Below are 19,695 nucleotides of genomic sequence, written 5' to 3' on the forward strand. Positions count from 1 at the left end.
GTCGGTGTCCTATCAATGTGTGGGTTCAGGAATGGGGAGGTTCACTATCGTAACCCGTTATGGTCAGGGAAAAGCCGGCCATACTGGGCATTTTTCGGGGACGGGCGAGCAATCTGGCCTTGCCGATATTGAGGTCACGCATAATCTGCGCGCCAATACCGTATGTACGCAGGCCGTAGCGGCTTTCACGATCCGACAAGGGCGCTTCCGGTGCCTGGACTTGCTTCCAGGCTTCGAACTGGTCAAAGACAAGCTCGGGCGAGCCTTGACAGTTGAGCATGATGAGTACCCCAGACGGTGCCGCGGCAATGGCGCGCAAGGCGCTGGCAATGCTCCAGCTGTGCGTGGTGGCGCCTTCGAACAGGACATCCAGCAGGCTGGTGGGCTCGTGCACACGGACCAGTGTTTCAGTATCCGGCTGGATGTTGCCATGGGCAAGCGCCAGGTGCAAGGCGCCTGAAGCAAGATCGCGGTAGGCCACGGCCTGGAATCCGCCCCAGGGCGTTGTGACTTCGCGACAGACCAGCCGTTCTACCATGGACTCGTGTTCGCTGCGGTACTGGATGAGGTCAGCAATGGTACCGATCTTGAGGCCATGCTCACGCGCAAATACCTTGAGATCCGGCAGGCGCGCCATGGTGCCATCGGGCTTGAGGATTTCACAGATCACTGCGGCAGGCGTCAGGCCAGCCAGGGCGGTGAGATCGCAGCCGGCTTCGGTGTGGCCGGCCCGCACCAGCACGCCGCCGCGCACCGCCTGCACCGGAAAGATATGGCCGGGCTGAACGACGTCTGAAGGCTTGGCGTCGCGGGCGACGGCCACCTGAATGGTGCGCGCCCGGTCTGCGGCCGAGATCCCTGTTTCGACGCCCTGGGCCGCCTCGATGGACATGGTGAAGTTGGTGCCAAAGCGCGTGCCGTTGCGGCTGGCCATCAGCGGCAGGTCGAGCTGGCGGCAGCGATCTTCGGTAAGGGTGAGGCAGACCAAGCCGCGCGCGTGCGTGACCATGAAGTTGATGGCTTCAGGCGTGACGAACTCGGCCGCCATGACGAGATCACCCTCGTTCTCGCGGTCTTCTTCGTCGACCAGGATGACCAGCCTGCCGGCGCGCAGCTCCGCCACAATTTCGGTGACGGGAGAAATATCGCAGGACTGGGTCGTGTCTGTGTGTATAGTTGTAGCGTTGCTCATGTTCCGGGCCCGATGAATGTTGGCTCATTTTAACCTTGCCGGGCAGGATAATCCCTGATTGCGGACAAGAAGCAGAAACCATTGCAAACAACCATGACAGTAAACACAGACTCTACCTCCGACGGGCGACGCAGCATACAGTCGGTGGAATCCGGTTTTCGCCTGCTTCAGGCCCTGGTCGACGCCGCGATTCCGCTCAATCTGCGTGATCTGGCCGCACGCGCCGGCATGACATCTTCCCGCGCCCACCCTTATCTGGTGAGCTTTATCCGCGTGGGTGTCGTACAGCAGGATCCCGCGACAGGCCAGTACGAACTCGGCCCCTTCGCCCTGCAAATGGGCCTGGTCAGCCTGCAGCGCCTGGATCCCGTGCGCATTGCATTGCCCCATGTGGCCAGGCTTGCGGACCACATTGGCCACACCCTGGCGATCGCGGTGCTGGGTTCCCATGGCCCGACAATGATACACATTTCGGAAGCCAGCTATCCTGTGCATGTCAACATGCGCAAGGGCACCGTCATGTCCATGCGGCATACCGCCACGGGGCATGTTTTTGCGACCTGGCTGCCGCCGCGCGTGGCGCAACACTATATAGACCGCGAGATCGGCGACACGGCGGTGGTAACCAGCGTAAGCCCGGATCTGCCGGACCACGATGCCTGGCGCGCCCTGGTTGCCGACATCAGGGCGGCCGGCCTGGCCCGCGCGCTGGGCAACCCTCTGCCGGGGATCGATGCGCTGTCAGTTCCCGTTTTTGATCACTCCGGCAATATCGCCCTGGCGCTTACCAGCCTGGGCCCCAGCTCGCTTTTTGACGCCAGCCCGCAGGGCCCCATCGCCCGGGCGTTGCTGAGCTGCGCCGCCAGCATTGGCACTCAACTGGGCTATCGCGCAAAAGAGCAGCCGGCGGCGCTGGCTCCGGAATAACCCTTCGTTATTTTCCCGTTGCATTCCTATATCATTAATGCTTAAAACAAGTGGACGATACAAGGGAGACAACCATGACGCTACGTTCCATACTGCTTTTGGGCGCTTTTGCCGCCGTATTTGGCCTGAGCCAGGCCGCCAGGGCGGATGACTGCCCCAACCGCGGCGATCTCGATACGATGTATTGCGACGCCAACAATGACCTGGTCGCGGATACGCCCACTGATCCCGACAAGCTCAAAACTCCGTCTACCATCGTGTTCACCTACACGCCGGTTGAGGATCCCGCTGTCTATGCCGAGATTTTCTCGCCCTTTACCAAGTATCTGTCGCAGTGCGTAGACCGCAAGGTTGTGTTCTATCAGGTACAAAGCAATGCCGCGGAAATCGAGGCCATGCGCTCGAACCGCCTGCATGTGGGCGGCTTTTCGACGGGCCCCACCAACTTCGCCGTCAATCTGGCCGGCGCCGTGCCCTTTGCCGTCAAAGGCAATGCCGACGGCTTCCAGGGCTACAACCTGATCGTCATCGTCAAGAAAGACAGCCCTTTCAAGACGCTGAAAGATCTCAAGGGCAAGAAGGTGGCGCATACCTCTCCCTCGTCCAACTCGGGCAACATGGCGCCCATCGCACTGTTCCCTGCTGAAGGACTGGTGCCAGGCAAAGACTATGACTTCCTTTATTCCGGCAAGCATGATCAGTCGGTCATGGGCGTAAATTCCGGCGACTATGATGCCGCAGCAGTGGCGTCGGACGTGTTCCATCGCATGGCCGAGCGCGGCCAGGTCAAGGAAGATGATTTCCGTATTATCTACACCAGCGAAAAATTCCCGACGTCGTCCTTTGCCTATGCGTACGACCTGGAACCAGCTTTCCGCGACAAGATGCTCAAGTGTTTCTATGACTTCCGGTTTCCGGACGAAATGAAAGAAGCCTTTGATGGCGCCGATCGCTTCTACCCGGTTACGTACGAAAAAGACTGGAAAATCGTGCGCGACGTGGCCAAGGCAGGCGGCGAAAGCTTTACGAAATCGGCCTACGACAAAGCCAACAAGGGTAAGTAAGGTTTATGGCATCGTTGGAAATCAAAGGGCTGGTCAAAGAATACAAAGCCAATGTGCCCGTGCTGCGGGACATTAACCTGACATTCAGCGGCGAGGGGCTGACGGCCATCATTGGCCCGTCAGGCACCGGCAAAAGCACCTTGTTGCGCTGTATCAATCGCCTGATAGAGCCGACCCAAGGCAGCATACTGCTGGTCGATGACAGTTCCCGTATCGACCTGGCGCGTGTACGGGGCTCGGCCCTGCGCCAGGCCCGTCGCCGCATAGGCATGGTCTTCCAGGAGTACAACCTGGTCGAACGGCTGACTGTCATGGAAAACCTGCTGACCGGGCGGCTGGGCTACACCGCGTTCTTCAATGCCTGGCGCCGCCATTTCGAGCCCCAAGATATCCAGTATGCCTTCAGCCTGCTTGATACGGTGGGGCTGGGCGGCTTCGCCAACCAGCGTGCCGATGCACTGTCTGGCGGCCAGCGCCAGCGGGTCGGGATTGCACGGGCACTCATGCAACGGCCGCAATTGCTGCTGGCCGATGAGCCAACGTCGTCGCTGGATCCCAAGACTTCGGTCGAGATCATGGAATTGCTGACGGAACAAGGGCAGGCCAATGGGATTCCCGTCATCGTCAATATCCATGACGTGGAGCTGGCCCGGCGCTATGCCACACGTATCGTGGGCATGTCCGGCGGCCATATCGTCTACGACGGCGACCCTCGGGGCCTGGCCTCGGATGTGCTCAAGCAGATCTACGGGGGCGAGTCATGGCTGGAATAGCGGGTGACGGCGCCGCTGCTGACAGCATCAAGCCGTTTGCACTGTCGAATAAGGCCAAGCTGGGCCTGATTCTCGTGATCGCCTATGCAATCTTTGCCTCGACGCAGCTCGGATTTTCGTGGGACCGCTTTGCCGCCGGCATGGGGCATGGCGCGCGCTTTCTGGCGCGCATGTTTCCACCGAGCTTCGAGCGCATGGATGTGCTGTGGAAAGGTATTGCAGAAAGCCTGGAAATAGCCGTTCTCGCTTCAACGCTGGGCATATTGCTGTCGCTGCCCATCAGCCTGCTGGGCGCACGCAATCTGATGCCTGTGTGGGCGACCTGGCCGGCGCGGGCCATTGTGTCGCTTTGCCGATCGCTGCATCCTGTTATTGTTGCGATTATTTTCGTCAAGGCCGTCGGCTTTGGCGCGCTGGCGGGCGTGCTGGCGCTCAGCGTCGCGTCCATTGGATTCATCGGCAAGCTGTTTACCGAGGCCATTGAGGAAATTTCCCTCAAACAGGTCGAGGCCGTGCGCGCCAGCGGTGCATCGTTCGCCAATGTCATCCTGTTTGCGGTGCTGCCACAGGTTTTTGCCCGTTTTGTCGGATTCGCCACTTATCAACTGGACTCCAATCTGCGCAACTCCACCATGGTGGGGATTGTGGGCGCGGGCGGTATCGGCGGCACGCTGTTCTCGGCCTTTCAGCGATTTGATTACGACTTCGTCTGCACGATACTGGGCACGATTATCCTCATCATCATGCTCGGCGAAGTACTGGCGCGCGCGGTGCGCGCCATCCTGCTCGACAATCTTTCGCTTGGCGATCTGCTGCACGGCGCCAGGCGCAGCGGCGCAGTGGCGCCGCGGCTCGAGACGCAGGACAAACGGCCAGTGGGAGAGGATGCATGAACAAGGCCATTCCTGACACCTGGATACGCTTCACGCCAGGCCAGCGCCTCTTGCGGTTCGTACTGTACTTGCTGTTCGTGATGGCCATTGTGCAGTCCATCCGAACCATCGATGTCATCCCCGAGTTCCTGTACGACGCACCCACGCAGATGGCCGACCTCTTGAACCGGATGTGGCCGGTGGACTGGGCCAGCTTCCAGGGCGAGATACACAAGGCGCTGATCGAAACCCTGCACATGGCTACGCTGGGCACCATCCTGGCAGTCATCATGGCGGTTCCCGTGGGGCTGGCGGCGGCAAACAATCTGACGCCCAATCGCTTCATCAATTTTCTGGCCCGCCTGATTCTGGTCTCCAGCCGCTCCATTAACTCGCTGGTCTGGGCCCTGCTGTTCATCGCAATCTTCGGCCCCGGGCCGCTGGCCGGCACCATTGCCATCGCGTTCAGATCCATAGGCTTCATCGGCAAGCTGCTGGGCGAGGCCATCGAGGATGCTCAGCCGGGCCCCATCGAGGCGCTGACAGCGACGGGCGCGCGTACGGGATCCATCATCGGCTATGGCTATTGGCCGCAAATCAGGCCCGCGTTCTGGTCTATCGTGTTATTGCGCTGGGATATCAATGTGCGAGAATCCGCCGTGCTGGGTCTGGTCGGCGCGGGCGGCATTGGCATGGCGCTGAACAGCGCCATGGATTTATTCCAGTGGGACAAGGTAGCGTTGATTCTTGTGCTGATTTTTGCCATCGTCATCATCGCCGAGGTATTGATCACGCGAGCACGCAAAACGCTGCTTTAACACAGCATATTGACGCCGGCCAGGGCACCGTGGCCGGCACATTGGCAACACAGAAGGATGATGCTGTGCTTGAACGTGAACTCAAGCTCCATGTGCCTGCTTCGGCACGCACGCAAATCGAGGAGCGACTGCGTACACTGGGCGCGCAGGAGCAACAGTTGCGGGCCCGCTATTTCGATACCGCCGACCGCGAACTGGCCCGCGCGGGCATCGCCTTGAGACTCAGACAGGAAGGGGAGCAATGGGTGCAGACCGCCAAAGCCCCTGGCCCGGACGAGCTATCCCGAATAGAACTGAATCACCCACGCCCCGGACCTGAGCTAGATCTGTCCGTTTATCAGGATACCGCCCTCGGCGCGGTGCTGGCGGAACTGTCGCAAACGCTGTGTCTGCGCTATGAAACCGACGTACTGCGCCTGAAGGTCATCGACAAGGCGCCAGGCCATCCCCACCCTGGCACGCTGGAGCTCGCGTATGATCGCGGTGTTATCCGGGCGGGCGACCTCATCCTCGACATTTGCGAGCTGGAGTTCGAGTTGCTGTCGGGCAACGTCGCTGCGCTGTTCCAGACAGGGCGGCAGTGGATGCAGGACCATGACCTGGTTCTTGACCTGCGCAGCAAGGCCGAGCGTGGCGATCTCCTGGCCCAGCACATGACCAACGCAGACGGCAATAATTCCCGGGCCGCCCTGAGAAGCGCTCAGCATGATTACAAACATGCGATGCCAGGCAACGGCCTGCGCATCGACCCCTACACGCGCGGCCTGCTCAGGCCCCAACGCGCCAAGGCCACCTCGCTGTCGCAGGACATGACAACGCTACAGGCATACCAGGCTTGCCTGGCCGACTGTGTCAACCACGTCATTCGCAATGCCACCTTGCTGGCCGGCGTCGACAATCCGGGGGCGAGCCAAGCTCTGCTGGGACGGTACGTACACCAGTTGCGCGTTGGCATGCGACGCCTGCGCACGTGCTGGCGTTTTTTTGGCAAATGGGTCAGCATTCCCCTGTCCGACGACCAGTTGCGTCGCTACTTCGCGCTGCTGGGCAGTGTCAGCGACAACGATGTGCTGCGCTTTGATATTGCCCCCCGCCTGGCCAAGGCAGGCATGCCACCGCTGCTAGCGCCTGCCTCCCGCGAGCTTGCCAGCCCCAGCGACTACGATCCGCGGGCACTGGCCGCCAGCGCGCCTTTTCAGCTGTACCTGCTGTGCCTGCTTGAGCATCTCGTCACCTGCGCGGATCAGGCCCAGGCCGACGCAATGGCTGTGGGGGCGCATTGGACCGCGCCTGCCCTGCAGGGCGAAGCGGCGCCCGAGCCTGCGCACGCACGCGCCCTAGGCGCGCGGCTCGAGAAGCGGCTGCAGAAATGGCTTAGGCAGCTGTGCCGCGAAGGTAGGGATTTCAGTCAGCGCCCCGAATCAGCACAGCATGATCTGCGCAAGAAACTGAAACGGTTGCGCTACAGCCTGGAGTTCTCGGCATCGGTCCTTCCCCAGAACAGGCTGGCCGATATTCGCGCCCTGCTCACGCCCCTTCAGCACGCCATGGGCGATCTGAACGATATGTACAACGCCTGGCATTATTACGCGCCGCTGTCCCGCACTGAGCCAGCGGCGCTTTTTGCCCTGGGCTGGCTCAGGGCCATGCAGGATCAGCTTCAGCGGCAGATACAGGGAGATCTTGACCGCCTGGAGGAGGCCTGCCGGCGCTGACCCTCTGGCCCACCCTCCTGGCCCGGTAACGTCGCGCCTTATTCGCCCAGCAGCGCCGAAGCGAACTCACGGGCAACAAACGGCTGCAAATCGTTCAGCCCTTCGCCCACGCCTATCCAGTACACGGGTATTGGCCGCACACCCTGGCTGCCAGCCGCGACGGCGGCCAGCGTGCCCCCCTTGGCAGTGCCATCCAGCTTGGTGACAACGAGCCCGGTCAGCGTGATGGCGGCATCAAAGGCGCGTATCTGAGAAATGGCGTTCTGGCCTGTGTTGCCGTCTACAACCAACAATATCTCGTGGGGCGCGTCGCCATCGGCTTTAGCAATGACGCGCTTGATTTTCTTGAGTTCCTCCATGAGATGCAATTGGGTCGGCAGCCTGCCCGCCGTATCCACCATCACGACATCGACTTCGCGCGCGCGGCCGGCGTTGACGGCATCAAAGGCCACCGCAGCCGGGTCGCCCCCTTCTTGGGCAATGACCGTGACATTGTTGCGGGCACCCCACTCCATCAGTTGCTCGCGCGCCGCGGCGCGGAAAGTATCGCCCGCCGCCAGCAGCACACGCGCATTTTGCGCCTGGAAATGGTTGGCCAGCTTGCCAATGGACGTGGTTTTCCCTGCGCCGTTCACGCCCGCGATCATGACGACCAAAGGCGCCACACGACCCAAGGGAAACGGTTTTTCCAGCGGAGCAAGGTGATCGGCAAGGATATCCCGCAGCGCCGTCTTGACCGCTGCGGCATCTTCGATTCGATCCTTCTTGACGCGTGCCCGCAGCGCGGTCAAGAGCTTGTCGGTGGCCTCAATGCCGGCATCCGCCATGATCAGCGCAGTTTCGAGCTCCTCAAAGAGATTTTCATCGACCTTGACGCCGACAAACAGTCCACCGATGCTCTGGCCAGTGCGTGAGAGCCCCTTTTTCAACCGCGCCAGCCAAGAGGATTTGGCAATCGGTGCGGCCACAGGCGGCTCGGGCTCGGCCGCCTGATCGGACACAGAGGCGGACGGTTCGGCGGGGGGTTCAACCTGGGAAGGTTGGTGGGACAGCTCGGGGGCTATCGGTAAGGGTTCAGTCTGGGACGGCTGATCAGGGCGAGCAAACGCCGCATCCTGATCCGCTGGCTCATCCACTGCCTCATCCGATGCAAGGGGCGTAGCTGGCGTACTTGGCGTACTTGGCGTACTTGGCGTGCTGGGCGTGCTGGGCATAGCCGGCGCACTGGGCGCATCTGGCGCACTGGCCGTATCCGGCACCGGCGGGCGCTCATCGACGGCTGGGGCTTCGGAGGCGACAGGCGCGGCGGAGGGATCCTCGGGGGCGGTGTCTACCCCCGCAGGCAGCGCATCTGCGGTATTGTCCTGCTCCGCAGGTATAGAGGCCTGATCGCGGTTTTCGCCGGACGCTGGCTTCTTTCTTTTAAAAAAACTGAACATACGTTTTACACTATCCCAATAAGCAATACGAACACGCCAAAATTGCCCATGCCCACCCCATTCCTGATGATGCATCCAAAACGCGCATGAAAAAGCACGTAGTCCGTATTGTAGGCGGTGATTATCGCAAAACACCGATTCCCGTCGTCGACGCACCCGGCCTGCGCCCTACACCTGACCGCGTACGCGAAACGCTCTTTAACTGGCTCAATCACTTTTGGGCGGGCGAGTTCTCCGACAAACGTGTGCTTGATCTGTTTGCGGGCTCTGGCGCGCTGGGATTCGAAGCGGCTTCGCGTGGGGTTGCCCATGTGCAAATGGCGGAAACCCACCCTGCGGCCGTGTCAGCGCTGCGCGCCTTGCGCACCAAACTGGGCGCGCAGCAAGTGCGCATACACGCTGGCGATGCCTTGGTGGTGCTGGATCGCCTGGACGGCGCGACGTTCGATCTGGTGGCGCTGGATCCTCCATTTGGCCAAGGCTGGATGAACAAGCTGTGGCCTCGGTTATCGAACGTATTAAAGCCGGATGGGCTGCTTTATGTGGAGTCCGAAGCCCTCATCGAGCCGCCTGACACGTGGGAAACCTTGCGCGAGTCACGTGCCGGACAGGTACATTTCCATTTGCTGCGATTTGCTGCATTGCAAAAAACAGTCAATAATCCGTAATTAGAACTAGAATTAGCCCGACTCGGATCCTCTGTGCACCGGGCGGCCATCGTGGCGACAAACCTATTTCTCAACACATATTCCCATGATTACTGCAGTCTATCCCGGAACGTTCGATCCCATGACGCGTGGGCATGAAGACTTGGTGCGCAGGGCCGCCGGCCTGTTCGATCACGTCGTTGTGGGCATCGCTCACAGCCAGGCCAAGAAACCTTTCTTCAGTATAGAAGAGCGTGTAGAAATCGCACAGGAAGTACTCAGCCATTATCCCAATGTATCGGTGAGCAGTTTCGCCGGCCTGCTCAAGGATTTCGTCCGTGAACAAAATGGCCGTGTAATCGTGCGTGGTCTCAGGGCGGTGTCCGACTTCGAATACGAGTTCCAGATGGCAGGCATGAATCGCCATTTGCTGCCCGAGGTCGAAACGCTGTTCATGACGCCGTCCGACCAATATCAGTTCATTTCGGGCACGATTGTGCGAGAAATTGCCATTCTGGGGGGAGACGTCAGCAAGTTCGTATTCCCATCGGTAGAGCGCTGGCTGCACGAAAAATCAAGACAGCGTCGCGAAGCACAGGCCCAGAACGACGACAAGTCCTGAAGCTGACGCCAGCATAAGGGTTAATCGACCCTTATGCCCACAAAGGCTTACACTACTGAATGACGGCCCAAAATGCCGATTCTTTAGTTTGCTTTATCCAGGACAACTGCCATGGCGCTGCGCATTACCGACGAATGCATCAATTGTGATGTCTGCGAGCCGCAATGCCCGAATACTGCCATTTACATGGGCACAGAAATCTACGAAATAGACCCTTCGCGCTGCACCGAGTGCGTGGGCCATTTTGACGAGCCTCAATGCCAGGTGGTGTGCCCGGTCGAATGCATCGAAATCGACCCGGACTGCACCGAGAATGGCGATATGCTCATCGCCAAATACCACCGGCTGACGGCTGAGCCTGCAGATTAAGCGCGCTTTGCTGGATCGGAATCTGGACGCGAAGGCCAGTTGACCGCTGGCGCTTCAGGATGCAGCTTGACCAGCCGGCAGGGTTGACCCAGAAAATTGCTGAACCACGATGCGGCCAGATCGCCTTCGTCGACTACGTCCGCCTGCTGGGCGTTGATCTGCACGCTGCGGCGCACGCTGTCATCATCCTCGATGACGTCGATCGGAATATCCAGTCTCAGCATGCCGGGCGCCTTGACGACCAGATAACCGAATCGCACGCCAACCTGAATTTCGCTCAGCCTGTCGCAACGATCCTGCGCAAGCCACACACCGGCGTCGTCCACGACCAGCCAACGCCTGTCGCATTCCGCGGCCACCGCATCCGACAGGCCGGCGCAATCCACGATGGGATAGTAAATCGATTGTGTCATTGTCCTAAAAGCCCTTTGAGTGCATCGCCTATGCTTTTGACTGGATCGGCCGGCTTTTCGCCGGCCTTGCCTTTCCCTTCGTCCTGGGGTTTCTTGCCCACCTGGCTGGACAGCAGATCAACGAGCCCTTCGCGCACCGCCTGCTTGACCTGCTTGCTATTGATGTCTTTCCACTGAACCTGGTACCCAGGCTTATTGAACGGCCCTGAAATACGGACGGGCACCGTGGCGCCCCGCAGGTCGGAGAGGTCTTTGCCCGATTGCCCGGACCGGCTATCCACGACGCGAACTTTGACCAGCAGATCCAGCTGATCATTCACCAAATCCAGCGATGCGGGCGTGCCCTGGGTAATGCGCAGCAATGGTGCCGCGATATCCAGCTTCTTGAGGGTGCCCTGCCCCTGAGCAAAGGTAATGTCGGCGTCCATGGAGGAAAAGTCGGTCTGGCGGCTCATGTCGGCCTGAGCCAGGACAGCCGGAACCTGGCCACTGAATACATTGCGGACAACTTCGTTGACCTCGGCCAGCGTTTGAGCAAAATCGATACCCCGTACAGCGCCATCGCGCAATGCCAACTGCACCCTGCCGGACAGGCCGGCTTCGACAGCAGCGTTGGTCATGCCGCTGCTGGTAAGCGCCAGCTTGATGGTGCCCCGGCCCGTGAGACGATCTTCTTGCGCGTAGTCACGCAATAGCGGCCCGACGCTGACATCCTTGAGCGTAAGATTTGCGCCCAGCGCGTTGGTGGCATCCGCCGACAACGTGCCCGCCAGACTGCCGTCATAAAGCTTGGCCTTGATGTCGTTGATCGACAGCTTGCCGTCCTTGGCCCTGACGGCTGCGGTGATCTCACTGGCCTCGACCCGCTCCACTTTGAGCGCGCCGATATCAAAGCTTCCTGCGAGATCGAGTTGCGCCAGGAAGGAAAGGTTGGGCATGCTGGTTTCCGACACGGCGGCAGCCTGTTTTGCCGCGGGCTTGGGAGCCGGCTTCGCCGCTTCGGTTTCCTTTTTTTCCTGCTCCGTAGTCTGTGCTGGCGGTGCTGGCGTGTCGGGCGGAAACAGCGTGTTGAAGTCCAGCGTATCGGCCTTGAACGCAAACTTGATCTTGGGATCGGCCAGTTGTGTGGCATTCAGCTGGAAATTGAGCTTGCTTCCGCTGAGCACAGCATCAATCTCGCTGTCCAGCTTGTCTTTGACGAGATCTGCCTGCAGGCTTCCAATGAAGGGAAACTGGAAATTGCCGCCGGGCAGGGCTGCGTCATCGATGCGAATATCCCCCTTCATGGCGGACAGGCCACCAATTTCGCGAAAAACATCCCAATTTGCCGGAGATGTCATGTTTAGTTGCACCAGCCGATTGCCTTCCTTCAGGCCTGCTTCCACCTTGAGTTCTTTGAGCGTCAAGCGGGTGGCATTTCCGCCCAGGCCATTCAGTGCCATGGAAATACCCAGTACGCTATCGGGCTTGGCAAGCTTGACCGTGCCCTGCACGGGCTCGCCCTTGGCGGACTCGGGCGATATCGACAGGCTGGGCGCGTCGAAGGCCACATCGAAGGACTGATCAGGGAGTTTCCCGCGTGCTCGATAGGCCAGCTTTTCGATCCGCAGCTCGGCCTGGCTGCGATCCATCTTGAGACGAGGCACGGTGAGGCTGGTTTCCAGGTTTTCGATGGGCGTAGCGCCTTCCATGGCGCCCTGCACCTGAACATCCAGGTTGGCAACGTTGACCTGTTGCGAAAAAGCGTTGTAAGCCAGATTGCCGCGCACCGCAGCGGGCTTGGCCTGCAGCATGCCCAGCTTGCCGTTGATCTGGAGATTGAGCTTTTGCGCGGAATAGGTATGCTCGTTGGGATTGATGAGCATCAGCGCCTGGCCGTTGAGCATGGCGTCGGCCTTGGGATACTCCCCCACCAGATGGCCCTTGAACGCGATATCGAAAGCCTGATTGAAGGTAACCCGGCCTGTATTGACCTCGAGCTGCTCTATGCGCCCCACCGCGCCGGTGATGCTGTCGTAGAGATGTATCTCGCCGTTTTTCAGGTCTAGCCCAGCGATATCAATCTGGAAATCGGTGCGCTCTACCGCCTGCTGCGCCATCGCCGCCGACATCGGTGATAGTTTCATGAGTCGCGATGCCTGCTCATGACCTGACGATCCCGCGCTCGCCAACTCGGCGTCCTCATCCCGCGCAGGCGCTGGCCGGGCTGCCCGCTCGCTTGCAGCCATACCGGCCGGGTTTTTGTCCATCTGGCTATTTTGCGCCATGCCGGCATCTGTACGGCGGGGCGCGGCCTGGGGCGTCGGCAGACTGTCAGCGAGCAACGCCGGTGCAGCCATGAGCGACCCTGCCATGCCCAACACCGCGTTCTGTCGACCCATGAGATCGCGGAAATTGAACTGGCCCTCTTCGTCTCGCTTGACCCAGGCCTTGAACCCGGAAACGGCAACATGGTCGACGACGAAGCTGTTGGAAAGCAGCGGCCAGATCGCAACCGCGAACCGGGCACTGTCTATCGAGGCAAAGGTGTCGGGACTATTGCGATTGGATAATGACACGTCTTGTACAGACAGGCCAATACGCGGAAACAGCGACAGCTCGATGTCTCCCTTGATGGAAAGTGTGCGCTGGTACTTGTTGTAAACAACTTCCTCGAGCTTGCTTTTGTAGGCGTTCGGATCGAACGTCAACAAAAATATGGCTATGCCGACCAATGCGACAATAGCCACCACGACGAGACTGATTAGTACCCGCTTGAACCAAACTTTCATTATCGGCCTCTAAAACCACGGGAGAGCCCCCCTGCGCCGTTCACGGCGAATAGGTGGAATGCTAACCCATGATGCTGGGTATCGTCAGGTTGAACGTAGGCCGCGTTACCATCCGAAACTTCCAAATGCATCAGAAAGAACACAACCTGAGGTTATTATTACTATTTGCTATATAAAAAGACAACAAACATCTAGCCGAGTTATGCCAAGGCCATTACGATGCAAGTTATTTCTTCAACATTCCCGATAAGACAAATCCATGAAATTCGAGACACTCGCCATTCACGCCGGCTATCAGCCCGATCCCACAACCAAGTCTGTCGCGGTACCGATCTATCAGACGACATCCTACGCCTTTGACAGTACTCAGCACGGCGCCGACCTGTTCGATCTGAAAGTGCCCGGCAATATTTATACCCGGATCATGAATCCGACCAATGCGGTGCTCGAAGAGCGGGTCGCCGCCCTGGAAGGCGGGGTTGCAGCGTTGGCCGTGGCTTCCGGCATGGCCGCGGTGTCGTACGCCATCCAGACTATTGCCCAGGCAGGCGATAACATCGTCTCTGTTGCCAAACTGTATGGCGGCACGTACAACCTGTTTGCGCACACTTTTCCACGTCAGGGTATCACGGTTAAGTTCGCGCCCCACAATGATGTAGCGGCGATCGAGGCGCTGATCGACGAAAACACCAAGGCGGTGTTCTGCGAGTCCATCGGCAATCCGGCCGGCAATATTGTGGACATCCAGGCCATTGCCGATGCCGCCCACCGGCATGGGGTGCCGCTGATCGTGGACAATACCGTGGCCTCGCCGGCGCTGTGCAGGCCATTCGAACATGGCGCAGACATCATTGTGCATGCGCTTACAAAGTATATGGGCGGACACGGTACAACGATCGCGGGCGCGGTGGTCGATTCCGGCAAGTTTCCATGGGCTGAGCACAAAGAACGCTTTCCGATGCTGAACGAGCCAGACCCCTCTTACCACGGCGTGGTGTACACCGAGGCTTTTGGGCCCGCTGCCTATATTGGCCGCTGCCGCGTCGTGCCGCTTCGCAATACTGGCGCTGCCCTGTCGCCTTTCAACGCCTTCCTGATCCTGCAAGGCATCGAAACCCTGCCGCTGCGCATGGAGCGCCACACCAGCAATGCTTTGCGCGTCGCGCAGTACCTGAAAGCGCACGACCAGGTGTCCTGGGTGCAATATGCCGGGCTCGAAGACCATCCCGAACACGCGCTGGCCAAGCAGTATTACGGCGGCAAGCCTGCCAGCATTCTGTCATTTGGCATCAAGGGCGGCAGCGAGGCGGGGGCGCGATTCATCGATGCGCTGCAGCTTATCCTTAGGCTGGTCAACATTGGCGATGCCAAATCACTGGCCTGCCATCCGGCCTCGACGACTCATCGCCAGTTGAATCCGGAAGAACTTGCAGCGGCGGGCGTGGGTGAAGACATGATCCGCCTGTCCATCGGCCTGGAACACATCGACGATATCCTTGCGGATCTGGAACAGGCGCTTGCCGCCAGCAAGGGCTGACATAGCGCTCGCTGACTGAATGTCACGGCTTGTTGGCGGGCACGGCTTGCGCCAGTCTGATCAAAAGACGGGTGCAAGCGGCCGCTGTTCGGTCAGTGCGAAGGGCGAGACGCGGCGTATTGCGGCGGCGGATCAGAGCCTGCCCAATAACCCGGAAAGCGAACCCAAAAGGTTGCTGCTTACATCGGTATCCGCACTGGCCTGACCATCAGGCGTAGCCTGATCGACCAATGAGGGCAGAAGGGTGGCAAGGTGCTCAAGCACGGACCCTTTTTCAAGCCCGCTTTGTTGCGACAGCTCACTGACCATGCCATCGCCCAGCACCGCATGCAACTGATCACCGGACACCGGCTGATTCGGTCCGGCGCTTACCCAGGACGACACGACTTCGCCGAGCCCGCCTTGCTGAAAGCGCTCAATCAGCCCTGCCAATCCCCCGGGATAGTTCTTGATCTGCTCTATGAGTGCGGGCAATAGCGCCGCTTGCCCACCACCCTGCCCCCCAACGGCGGAAGCGATTGAATTGAGTAGGCTCATTTTATTCTCCTGTAGTGGCTATCCTTAGTAGCAATAGTCTACTCAGTTATGGTCCTCGTGAATGCAAATTACCGTCAGGACATCCTGTATAGTGTTTACCAAAATGAAATCTTAACTACGAGGCGGAGAGAATCTCATCATGCAAATTGGAATCCCGCGTGAGCGGCTGCCGGGGGAAACCCGCGTTGCCGCAACGCCAGAAACCGTCAAAAAATATGCGAGCGCCGGCCACGCTGTCGTGGTGGAACGTGGTGCCGGCACAACGGCGCACTTTCCCGACGACGCCTATGAAAGCGCCGGCGCGACACTTGGCGACCAGGCGCAGGCACTCGGTGCCGAGCTGGTGCTCAAGGTACGTGCTCCTGACGACACTGAGCGCGCCCAGATGAAAGCCGGCACGCTGCTGATCGGCATGCTCGACCCCTTCAATGCCGAAGGTTTGAGCGCCATGGCCACAGCAGGCCTCACTGCTTTTTCGCTTGAGGCCGCGCCACGTATTACACGTGCACAGAGCATGGACGTACTGTCCTCGCAGGCTAATCTCGCCGGCTATAAAGCCGTCATGCTGGCCGCCAATCAATATGGCCGCCTGTTCCCGATGATGATGACGGCCGCCGGAACGCTCAAGGCGGCGCGGGTGGTGGTGCTGGGTGCCGGCGTGGCGGGGCTGCAGGCCATCGCCACGGCCAAGCGCCTGGGTGCTGTGGTCGAAGCTTCGGATGTTCGCCCCGCGGCAAAAGAACAGATCGAATCATTGGGCGCAAAATTCATCGATGTTCCGTACGAAACAGACGAGGAACGCGAAATTGCCGAAGGCGTGGGCGGCTATGCGCGGCCCATGCCTGCGGCGTGGATGGCGCGCCAGTCTGCGTTGGTCGCAGAGCGCTGCAAACAGGCCGATATCGTCATCAGTACCGCACTGATACCAGGGCGCCCCGCGCCCGAACTGATCAGCGCGGAAACCGTGCAAGGCATGAAGCCAGGCTCAGTCATCGTCGATCTGGCGGTTGAGCGCGGCGGCAATTGCCCCTTGTCCGAAAAAGACCAGGTTGTCGAGAAACATGGCGTGGCCATCATCGGGCTCAGCAACCTGCCCGCGCTGGTCGCCCATGACGCGTCGGCGCTGTATGCGCGCAACGTGCTCGATTTCATGAAACTCATCGTCAACGCCGAAGGCCAGCCGCACATCAACACCGACGATGAAATCGTCGCAGCATGCCTGGTCTGCCGGGACGGCAATGTCTTGAGGAGCAATTAATGGAAGCAATCAGCCCAACCCTGATCAACCTGATCATTTTTGTACTGGCGGTGTATGTCGGCTTTCATGTTGTATGGAATGTCACGCCTGCGCTGCACACACCACTCATGGCTGTCACCAATGCCATCTCGGCGATCGTAATCGTGGGCGCCATGCTGGCCGCCGCGCTGACTGAAGGCGGCCTTGCCCACAGCATGGGCATATTTGCTGTCGCGCTGGCAGCCGTCAATGTCTTTGGCGGGTTTCTCGTCACGCGACGCATGCTTGAAATGTTCAAGAAGAAAGAGAAGAAGAGTGGAGGCAAGGCATGATCTCGGCTAACGTTGTAACGCTGTTCTATCTGATCGCCTCGATATGCTTCATTCAGGCGCTCAAGGGTCTGTCGCACCCAACGACATCGCGCCGAGGCAATACCTTCGGCATGATAGGCATGGCCATCGCGGTAGTGACGACGGGTGTGCTGATCGTCGGTCTGGCCACTGAAGGCACAGCCGGCATCGGCCTCGGACGCGTGGTGCTGGGCCTGCTCATTGGCGGCTCTGTCGGCACCATCATGGCCAAGCGCGTCGAAATGACCAAGATGCCGGAACTGGTTGCCTTCATGCACAGCATGATTGGTTTGGCCGCCGTTGCCATTGCCGTGGCCATCGTCGCCGAGCCCCATGCGTTTGGCATTGCCCAGGCAGGCGCTCCTATCCCGACTGGCAACCGTTTCGAGCTGTTCATCGGCACCTTTGTGGGCGCCATTACCTTCTCGGGCTCGGTGATCGCTTTCGGCAAGCTGTCGGGCAAGTATAAGTTCCGCCTGTTCCAGGGCGCACCGGTGGTGTTCTCTGGCCAGCATATGGTCAATTTGGCGCTGGCGCTGGCCATGCTGGGCTGCGGCCTCTGGTTCATGGCAACCCAGGCCTGGCTGCCTTTCATCATCATGACCATTCTGGCTTTCGTGCTGGGTGTGCTCATTATCATCCCAATTGGCGGGGCCGACATGCCGGTGGTGGTGTCCATGCTCAACAGCTATTCGGGCTGGGCGGCGGCGGGTATCGGTTTTTCGCTGAACAATCCGATGTTGATCATCGCCGGTTCGCTGGTGGGCTCTTCGGGCGCGATTCTGTCCTACATCATGTGCAAGGCCATGAACCGGTCTTTCTTCAACGTGATTCTGGGTGGATTCGGTGCAGAGCCGGGCGCAGCGGCGAGCGGCACGGATCAGGGGCAGCGCAATGTGAAGTCGGGCAGCCCGGACGATGCGGCATTCCTGATGAGCAATGCGGAGTCGGTCACGATTGTGCCTGGCTATGGGTTGGCGGTGGCGCGTGCGCAGCACGCCCTGAAGGAGCTTGCGGAGAAGCTTACCGAGAATGGGGTGACGGTGAAGTATGCGATTCACCCTGTGGCGGGCCGGATGCCTGGGCACATGAATGTGCTGTTGGCGGAGGCGGAGGTGCCGTACGATCAGGTGTTCGAGATGGACGACATCAATAGCGAGTTTTCGCAAACGGATGTGGTGCTGGTGCTGGGCGCTAATGATGTGGTGAATCCGGCAGCGAAAAATGACCCAAGTTCGCCGATTGCGGGGATGCCTATTCTGGAAGCCTATAAGGCACGTACTGTGATCGTGAACAAGCGCTCGATGGCCGCGGGGTATGCGGGCCTGGATAATGAGCTGTTCTATATGGATAAGACGATGATGGTGTTTGGGGATGCCAAGAAGGTGATCGAGGAGATGGTGAAGGCAGTGGAGTAGTTGGCCTTCTGGCTTGTTGATCGGTAAGGGGTCTGGGTTTTCCAGGCCCTTTTTCTTGGGCGCAGGGATTATAGTTGGGTCGGTTTTTTGACGGCGCCCACGCGTCGAGCACTGCAACGGCTTATTCGTGGGGCGTTCTCTTCGTCTGGGTTCGCTTTGTTCACGTGTGGCTTGGGTTCTTTTGACGGTCGGCCCGTTCCTTGCCCGCCTTCCGGCACAACTTCGCCGGTTCGGCGCCCCTGCGCCGAACACCGCATCGGCTTGCTCGTCCGGGCCCTTCGGCCCTCCCTTCGCTTACGCCTTGCTCGGCTCAGATCGTGCCTGCAGGCGGGCAAGGGACTGTCCGACCTGCATTGAATTGATGTGTCACGTCGCTGGCACGGTCAGGGTGCTTGGCCTTTTTGCGCGATGGATTGTCTGTGCCAAAGAGCTCTTGCGCTTGTGCGTGCCGGCCCCCCTATCAGGGCCGGCACGCACGTCGGGGCAGTGGTTTGCGAAAGGGGGCAAAGCAGAGGGCAGAGAAAAGGTGCAACGCAGAGAAAGGACCGCGCTGCTGGGAGGGAGCTTTCCCGTCGACGATTGCTGATACGCTCGATACTTATCATCTGGCGCTTCAGTGACACGAGACGCCGACAAAGCATGCGCGCAAGTGGTACCAATCGCCATCAACAAGGAAGACACTAGCCACAGGCATAGGCATAGGCATAGGCATAGGCATAGGCATAGGCATAGGCATAGGCATAGGCATAGGCATAGGCATAGGCACAAAGAGTGTAAGTTCACGTCCCCGGCACCGCTTGCAGGGAATACACAAGCCTCTCACCAGCCACGGCTCCGACGTGATCATGGGCCCTGATAGGGGGGCCCATGATCACAAGCGCAAGAGCTCTTTGGCATTAACAGGCCACCACGCAAAAAGGCCAAGCACCCTGACCGACCCAGCGGCGGCGCAAAACAACTCAGTGCAGGTCGGCCCGTCTCTTGCCCGCCTGCA

The 19,695-nt window shown here is 59.6% G+C and carries 18 protein-coding genes; 13 read left to right on the plus strand and 5 right to left on the minus strand.

Annotation, left to right across the window (positions count from 1 at the left end; genetic code table 11):
• Positions 1-25: 25 nt before the first annotated feature.
• Positions 26-1,192: a bifunctional 3,4-dihydroxy-2-butanone-4-phosphate synthase/GTP cyclohydrolase II gene (gene ribBA / locus ERE07_RS10465; RefSeq protein WP_130008772.1), complete on the minus strand. Its 1,167-nt coding sequence runs from the start codon at positions 1,190-1,192 to the stop codon at positions 26-28.
• A 93-nt stretch (positions 1,193-1,285) separates the two neighbouring features.
• Between ribBA and ERE07_RS10470 the strand changes: the two genes are divergently transcribed.
• The 6 genes from ERE07_RS10470 to ERE07_RS10495 all read left to right on the plus strand — a co-directional run bounded on the left by ERE07_RS10470 (position 1,286) and on the right by ERE07_RS10495 (position 7,361).
• Entirely contained in the window at positions 1,286-2,119 is an 834-nt protein-coding gene (locus tag ERE07_RS10470; protein ID WP_130008773.1) for an IclR family transcriptional regulator, read from the plus strand.
• A gap of 74 nt (positions 2,120-2,193) precedes the next feature.
• Positions 2,194-3,183, plus strand: a complete 990-nt coding sequence (gene phnD / locus ERE07_RS10475) for a phosphate/phosphite/phosphonate ABC transporter substrate-binding protein (RefSeq protein WP_130008774.1) — start codon at positions 2,194-2,196, stop codon at positions 3,181-3,183.
• A 5-nt stretch (positions 3,184-3,188) separates the two neighbouring features.
• Positions 3,189-3,956, plus strand: coding sequence for a phosphonate ABC transporter ATP-binding protein (phnC, locus tag ERE07_RS10480; protein ID WP_130008775.1), 768 nt, complete (start codon positions 3,189-3,191; stop codon positions 3,954-3,956).
• Entirely contained in the window at positions 3,944-4,849 is a 906-nt protein-coding gene (gene phnE / locus ERE07_RS10485; protein ID WP_130008776.1) for a phosphonate ABC transporter, permease protein PhnE, read from the plus strand. The genes phnC and phnE (ERE07_RS10485) overlap by 13 nt, the downstream gene beginning before the upstream one ends.
• Positions 4,846-5,646, plus strand: a complete 801-nt coding sequence (gene phnE, locus ERE07_RS10490; RefSeq protein WP_130008777.1) for a phosphonate ABC transporter, permease protein PhnE — start codon at positions 4,846-4,848, stop codon at positions 5,644-5,646. Before phnE (ERE07_RS10485) ends, phnE (ERE07_RS10490) begins: the two co-directional genes overlap by 4 nt.
• A 65-nt stretch (positions 5,647-5,711) precedes the next feature.
• Positions 5,712-7,361: a CYTH and CHAD domain-containing protein gene (locus ERE07_RS10495; protein WP_167670831.1), complete on the plus strand. Its 1,650-nt coding sequence runs from the start codon at positions 5,712-5,714 to the stop codon at positions 7,359-7,361.
• A gap of 38 nt (positions 7,362-7,399) precedes the next feature.
• On the opposite strand, the gene ftsY is transcribed toward ERE07_RS10495, so the two are convergent.
• Positions 7,400-8,575, minus strand: coding sequence for a signal recognition particle-docking protein FtsY (gene ftsY, locus ERE07_RS10500; RefSeq protein ID WP_167670844.1), 1,176 nt, complete (start codon positions 8,573-8,575; stop codon positions 7,400-7,402).
• Between the two features lie 311 nt (positions 8,576-8,886).
• On the opposite strand from ftsY, the gene rsmD reads away from it, so the two are divergent.
• The 3 genes from rsmD to ERE07_RS10515 all read left to right on the plus strand — a co-directional run bounded on the left by rsmD (position 8,887) and on the right by ERE07_RS10515 (position 10,438).
• The gene (gene rsmD / locus ERE07_RS10505) at positions 8,887-9,468 is read left to right on the plus strand and encodes a 16S rRNA (guanine(966)-N(2))-methyltransferase RsmD (RefSeq protein WP_130008779.1); all 582 of its coding nucleotides are present in this window, start codon (positions 8,887-8,889) and stop codon (positions 9,466-9,468) included.
• Between the two features lie 85 nt (positions 9,469-9,553).
• Positions 9,554-10,069, plus strand: coding sequence for a pantetheine-phosphate adenylyltransferase (coaD, locus tag ERE07_RS10510; RefSeq protein ID WP_130008780.1), 516 nt, complete (start codon positions 9,554-9,556; stop codon positions 10,067-10,069).
• A gap of 111 nt (positions 10,070-10,180) precedes the next feature.
• On the plus strand, positions 10,181-10,438 hold the full coding sequence (locus ERE07_RS10515; RefSeq protein WP_130008781.1) for a YfhL family 4Fe-4S dicluster ferredoxin: 258 nt from the start codon (positions 10,181-10,183) through the stop codon (positions 10,436-10,438).
• On the opposite strand, the gene ERE07_RS10520 is transcribed toward ERE07_RS10515, so the two are convergent.
• Positions 10,435-10,851 carry an MOSC N-terminal beta barrel domain-containing protein gene (locus tag ERE07_RS10520; protein WP_130008782.1) on the minus strand — a complete coding sequence of 139 codons (417 nt, stop codon included), beginning with the start codon at positions 10,849-10,851 and terminating at the stop codon, positions 10,435-10,437. The genes ERE07_RS10515 and ERE07_RS10520 overlap by 4 nt on opposite strands.
• Positions 10,848-13,622, minus strand: a complete 2,775-nt coding sequence (locus tag ERE07_RS10525) for an AsmA family protein (protein WP_130008783.1) — start codon at positions 13,620-13,622, stop codon at positions 10,848-10,850. The genes ERE07_RS10520 and ERE07_RS10525 overlap by 4 nt, the downstream gene beginning before the upstream one ends.
• A 259-nt stretch (positions 13,623-13,881) precedes the next feature.
• Between ERE07_RS10525 and ERE07_RS10530 the strand changes: the two genes are divergently transcribed.
• Positions 13,882-15,159, plus strand: coding sequence for a bifunctional O-acetylhomoserine aminocarboxypropyltransferase/cysteine synthase (locus ERE07_RS10530; protein ID WP_130008784.1), 1,278 nt, complete (start codon positions 13,882-13,884; stop codon positions 15,157-15,159).
• Between the two features lie 132 nt (positions 15,160-15,291).
• Here the strand turns inward: ERE07_RS10530 and ERE07_RS10535 are convergent, their stop codons facing one another.
• Positions 15,292-15,696, minus strand: a complete 405-nt coding sequence (locus tag ERE07_RS10535) for a YidB family protein (RefSeq protein WP_130008785.1) — start codon at positions 15,694-15,696, stop codon at positions 15,292-15,294.
• A gap of 139 nt (positions 15,697-15,835) precedes the next feature.
• On the opposite strand from ERE07_RS10535, the gene ERE07_RS10540 reads away from it, so the two are divergent.
• Genes ERE07_RS10540 through ERE07_RS10550 form a run of 3 tightly spaced genes read left to right on the plus strand, consistent with a single transcriptional unit; the run spans position 15,836 to position 18,701 of the window.
• The gene (locus ERE07_RS10540) at positions 15,836-16,954 is read left to right on the plus strand and encodes a Re/Si-specific NAD(P)(+) transhydrogenase subunit alpha (protein WP_130008786.1); all 1,119 of its coding nucleotides are present in this window, start codon (positions 15,836-15,838) and stop codon (positions 16,952-16,954) included.
• A complete protein-coding gene (locus ERE07_RS10545) occupies positions 16,954-17,265 on the plus strand; it encodes an NAD(P) transhydrogenase subunit alpha part 2 (protein WP_130008787.1) in 312 nt (103 codons plus the stop codon). Before ERE07_RS10540 ends, ERE07_RS10545 begins: the two co-directional genes overlap by 1 nt.
• Positions 17,262-18,701 (plus strand): NAD(P)(+) transhydrogenase (Re/Si-specific) subunit beta, encoded by a 1,440-nt coding sequence (locus tag ERE07_RS10550; protein WP_130008788.1) that lies wholly within the window; start codon positions 17,262-17,264, stop codon positions 18,699-18,701. Before ERE07_RS10545 ends, ERE07_RS10550 begins: the two co-directional genes overlap by 4 nt.
• The last annotated feature ends 994 nt before the right edge of the window (positions 18,702-19,695 follow it).

Source organism: Allopusillimonas ginsengisoli (assembly GCF_004153455.1).
Classification (GTDB): Bacteria; Pseudomonadota; Gammaproteobacteria; order Burkholderiales; family Burkholderiaceae_B; genus Allopusillimonas; species Allopusillimonas ginsengisoli.

What these genes read in the sequence shown, in the direction of transcription:
- rsmD (WP_130008779.1), top strand. Translation starts at nt 8,887, where the DNA reads ATGAAAAAGCACGTAGTCCGTATTGTAGGCGGTGATTATCGCAAAACA.
- ERE07_RS10545 (WP_130008787.1), top strand. Translation starts at nt 16,954, where the DNA reads ATGGAAGCAATCAGCCCAACCCTGATCAACCTGATCATTTTTGTACTG.
- coaD (WP_130008780.1), top strand. Translation starts at nt 9,554, where the DNA reads ATGATTACTGCAGTCTATCCCGGAACGTTCGATCCCATGACGCGTGGG.
- ERE07_RS10540 (WP_130008786.1), top strand. Translation starts at nt 15,836, where the DNA reads ATGCAAATTGGAATCCCGCGTGAGCGGCTGCCGGGGGAAACCCGCGTT.
- ribBA (WP_130008772.1), bottom strand. Translation starts at nt 1,192, where the DNA reads ATGAGCAACGCTACAACTATACACACAGACACGACCCAGTCCTGCGAT.
- ERE07_RS10550 (WP_130008788.1), top strand. Translation starts at nt 17,262, where the DNA reads ATGATCTCGGCTAACGTTGTAACGCTGTTCTATCTGATCGCCTCGATA.
- ERE07_RS10535 (WP_130008785.1), bottom strand. Translation starts at nt 15,696, where the DNA reads ATGAGCCTACTCAATTCAATCGCTTCCGCCGTTGGGGGGCAGGGTGGT.
- ERE07_RS10525 (WP_130008783.1), bottom strand. Translation starts at nt 13,622, where the DNA reads ATGAAAGTTTGGTTCAAGCGGGTACTAATCAGTCTCGTCGTGGTGGCT.
- ERE07_RS10470 (WP_130008773.1), top strand. Translation starts at nt 1,286, where the DNA reads ATGACAGTAAACACAGACTCTACCTCCGACGGGCGACGCAGCATACAG.
- phnE (WP_130008777.1), top strand. Translation starts at nt 4,846, where the DNA reads ATGAACAAGGCCATTCCTGACACCTGGATACGCTTCACGCCAGGCCAG.
- ERE07_RS10515 (WP_130008781.1), top strand. Translation starts at nt 10,181, where the DNA reads ATGGCGCTGCGCATTACCGACGAATGCATCAATTGTGATGTCTGCGAG.
- ERE07_RS10520 (WP_130008782.1), bottom strand. Translation starts at nt 10,851, where the DNA reads ATGACACAATCGATTTACTATCCCATCGTGGATTGCGCCGGCCTGTCG.
- ERE07_RS10530 (WP_130008784.1), top strand. Translation starts at nt 13,882, where the DNA reads ATGAAATTCGAGACACTCGCCATTCACGCCGGCTATCAGCCCGATCCC.
- phnC (WP_130008775.1), top strand. Translation starts at nt 3,189, where the DNA reads ATGGCATCGTTGGAAATCAAAGGGCTGGTCAAAGAATACAAAGCCAAT.
- phnE (WP_130008776.1), top strand. Translation starts at nt 3,944, where the DNA reads ATGGCTGGAATAGCGGGTGACGGCGCCGCTGCTGACAGCATCAAGCCG.
- ftsY (WP_167670844.1), bottom strand. Translation starts at nt 8,575, where the DNA reads ATGCCCAGCACGCCCAGCACGCCAAGTACGCCAAGTACGCCAAGTACG.
- phnD (WP_130008774.1), top strand. Translation starts at nt 2,194, where the DNA reads ATGACGCTACGTTCCATACTGCTTTTGGGCGCTTTTGCCGCCGTATTT.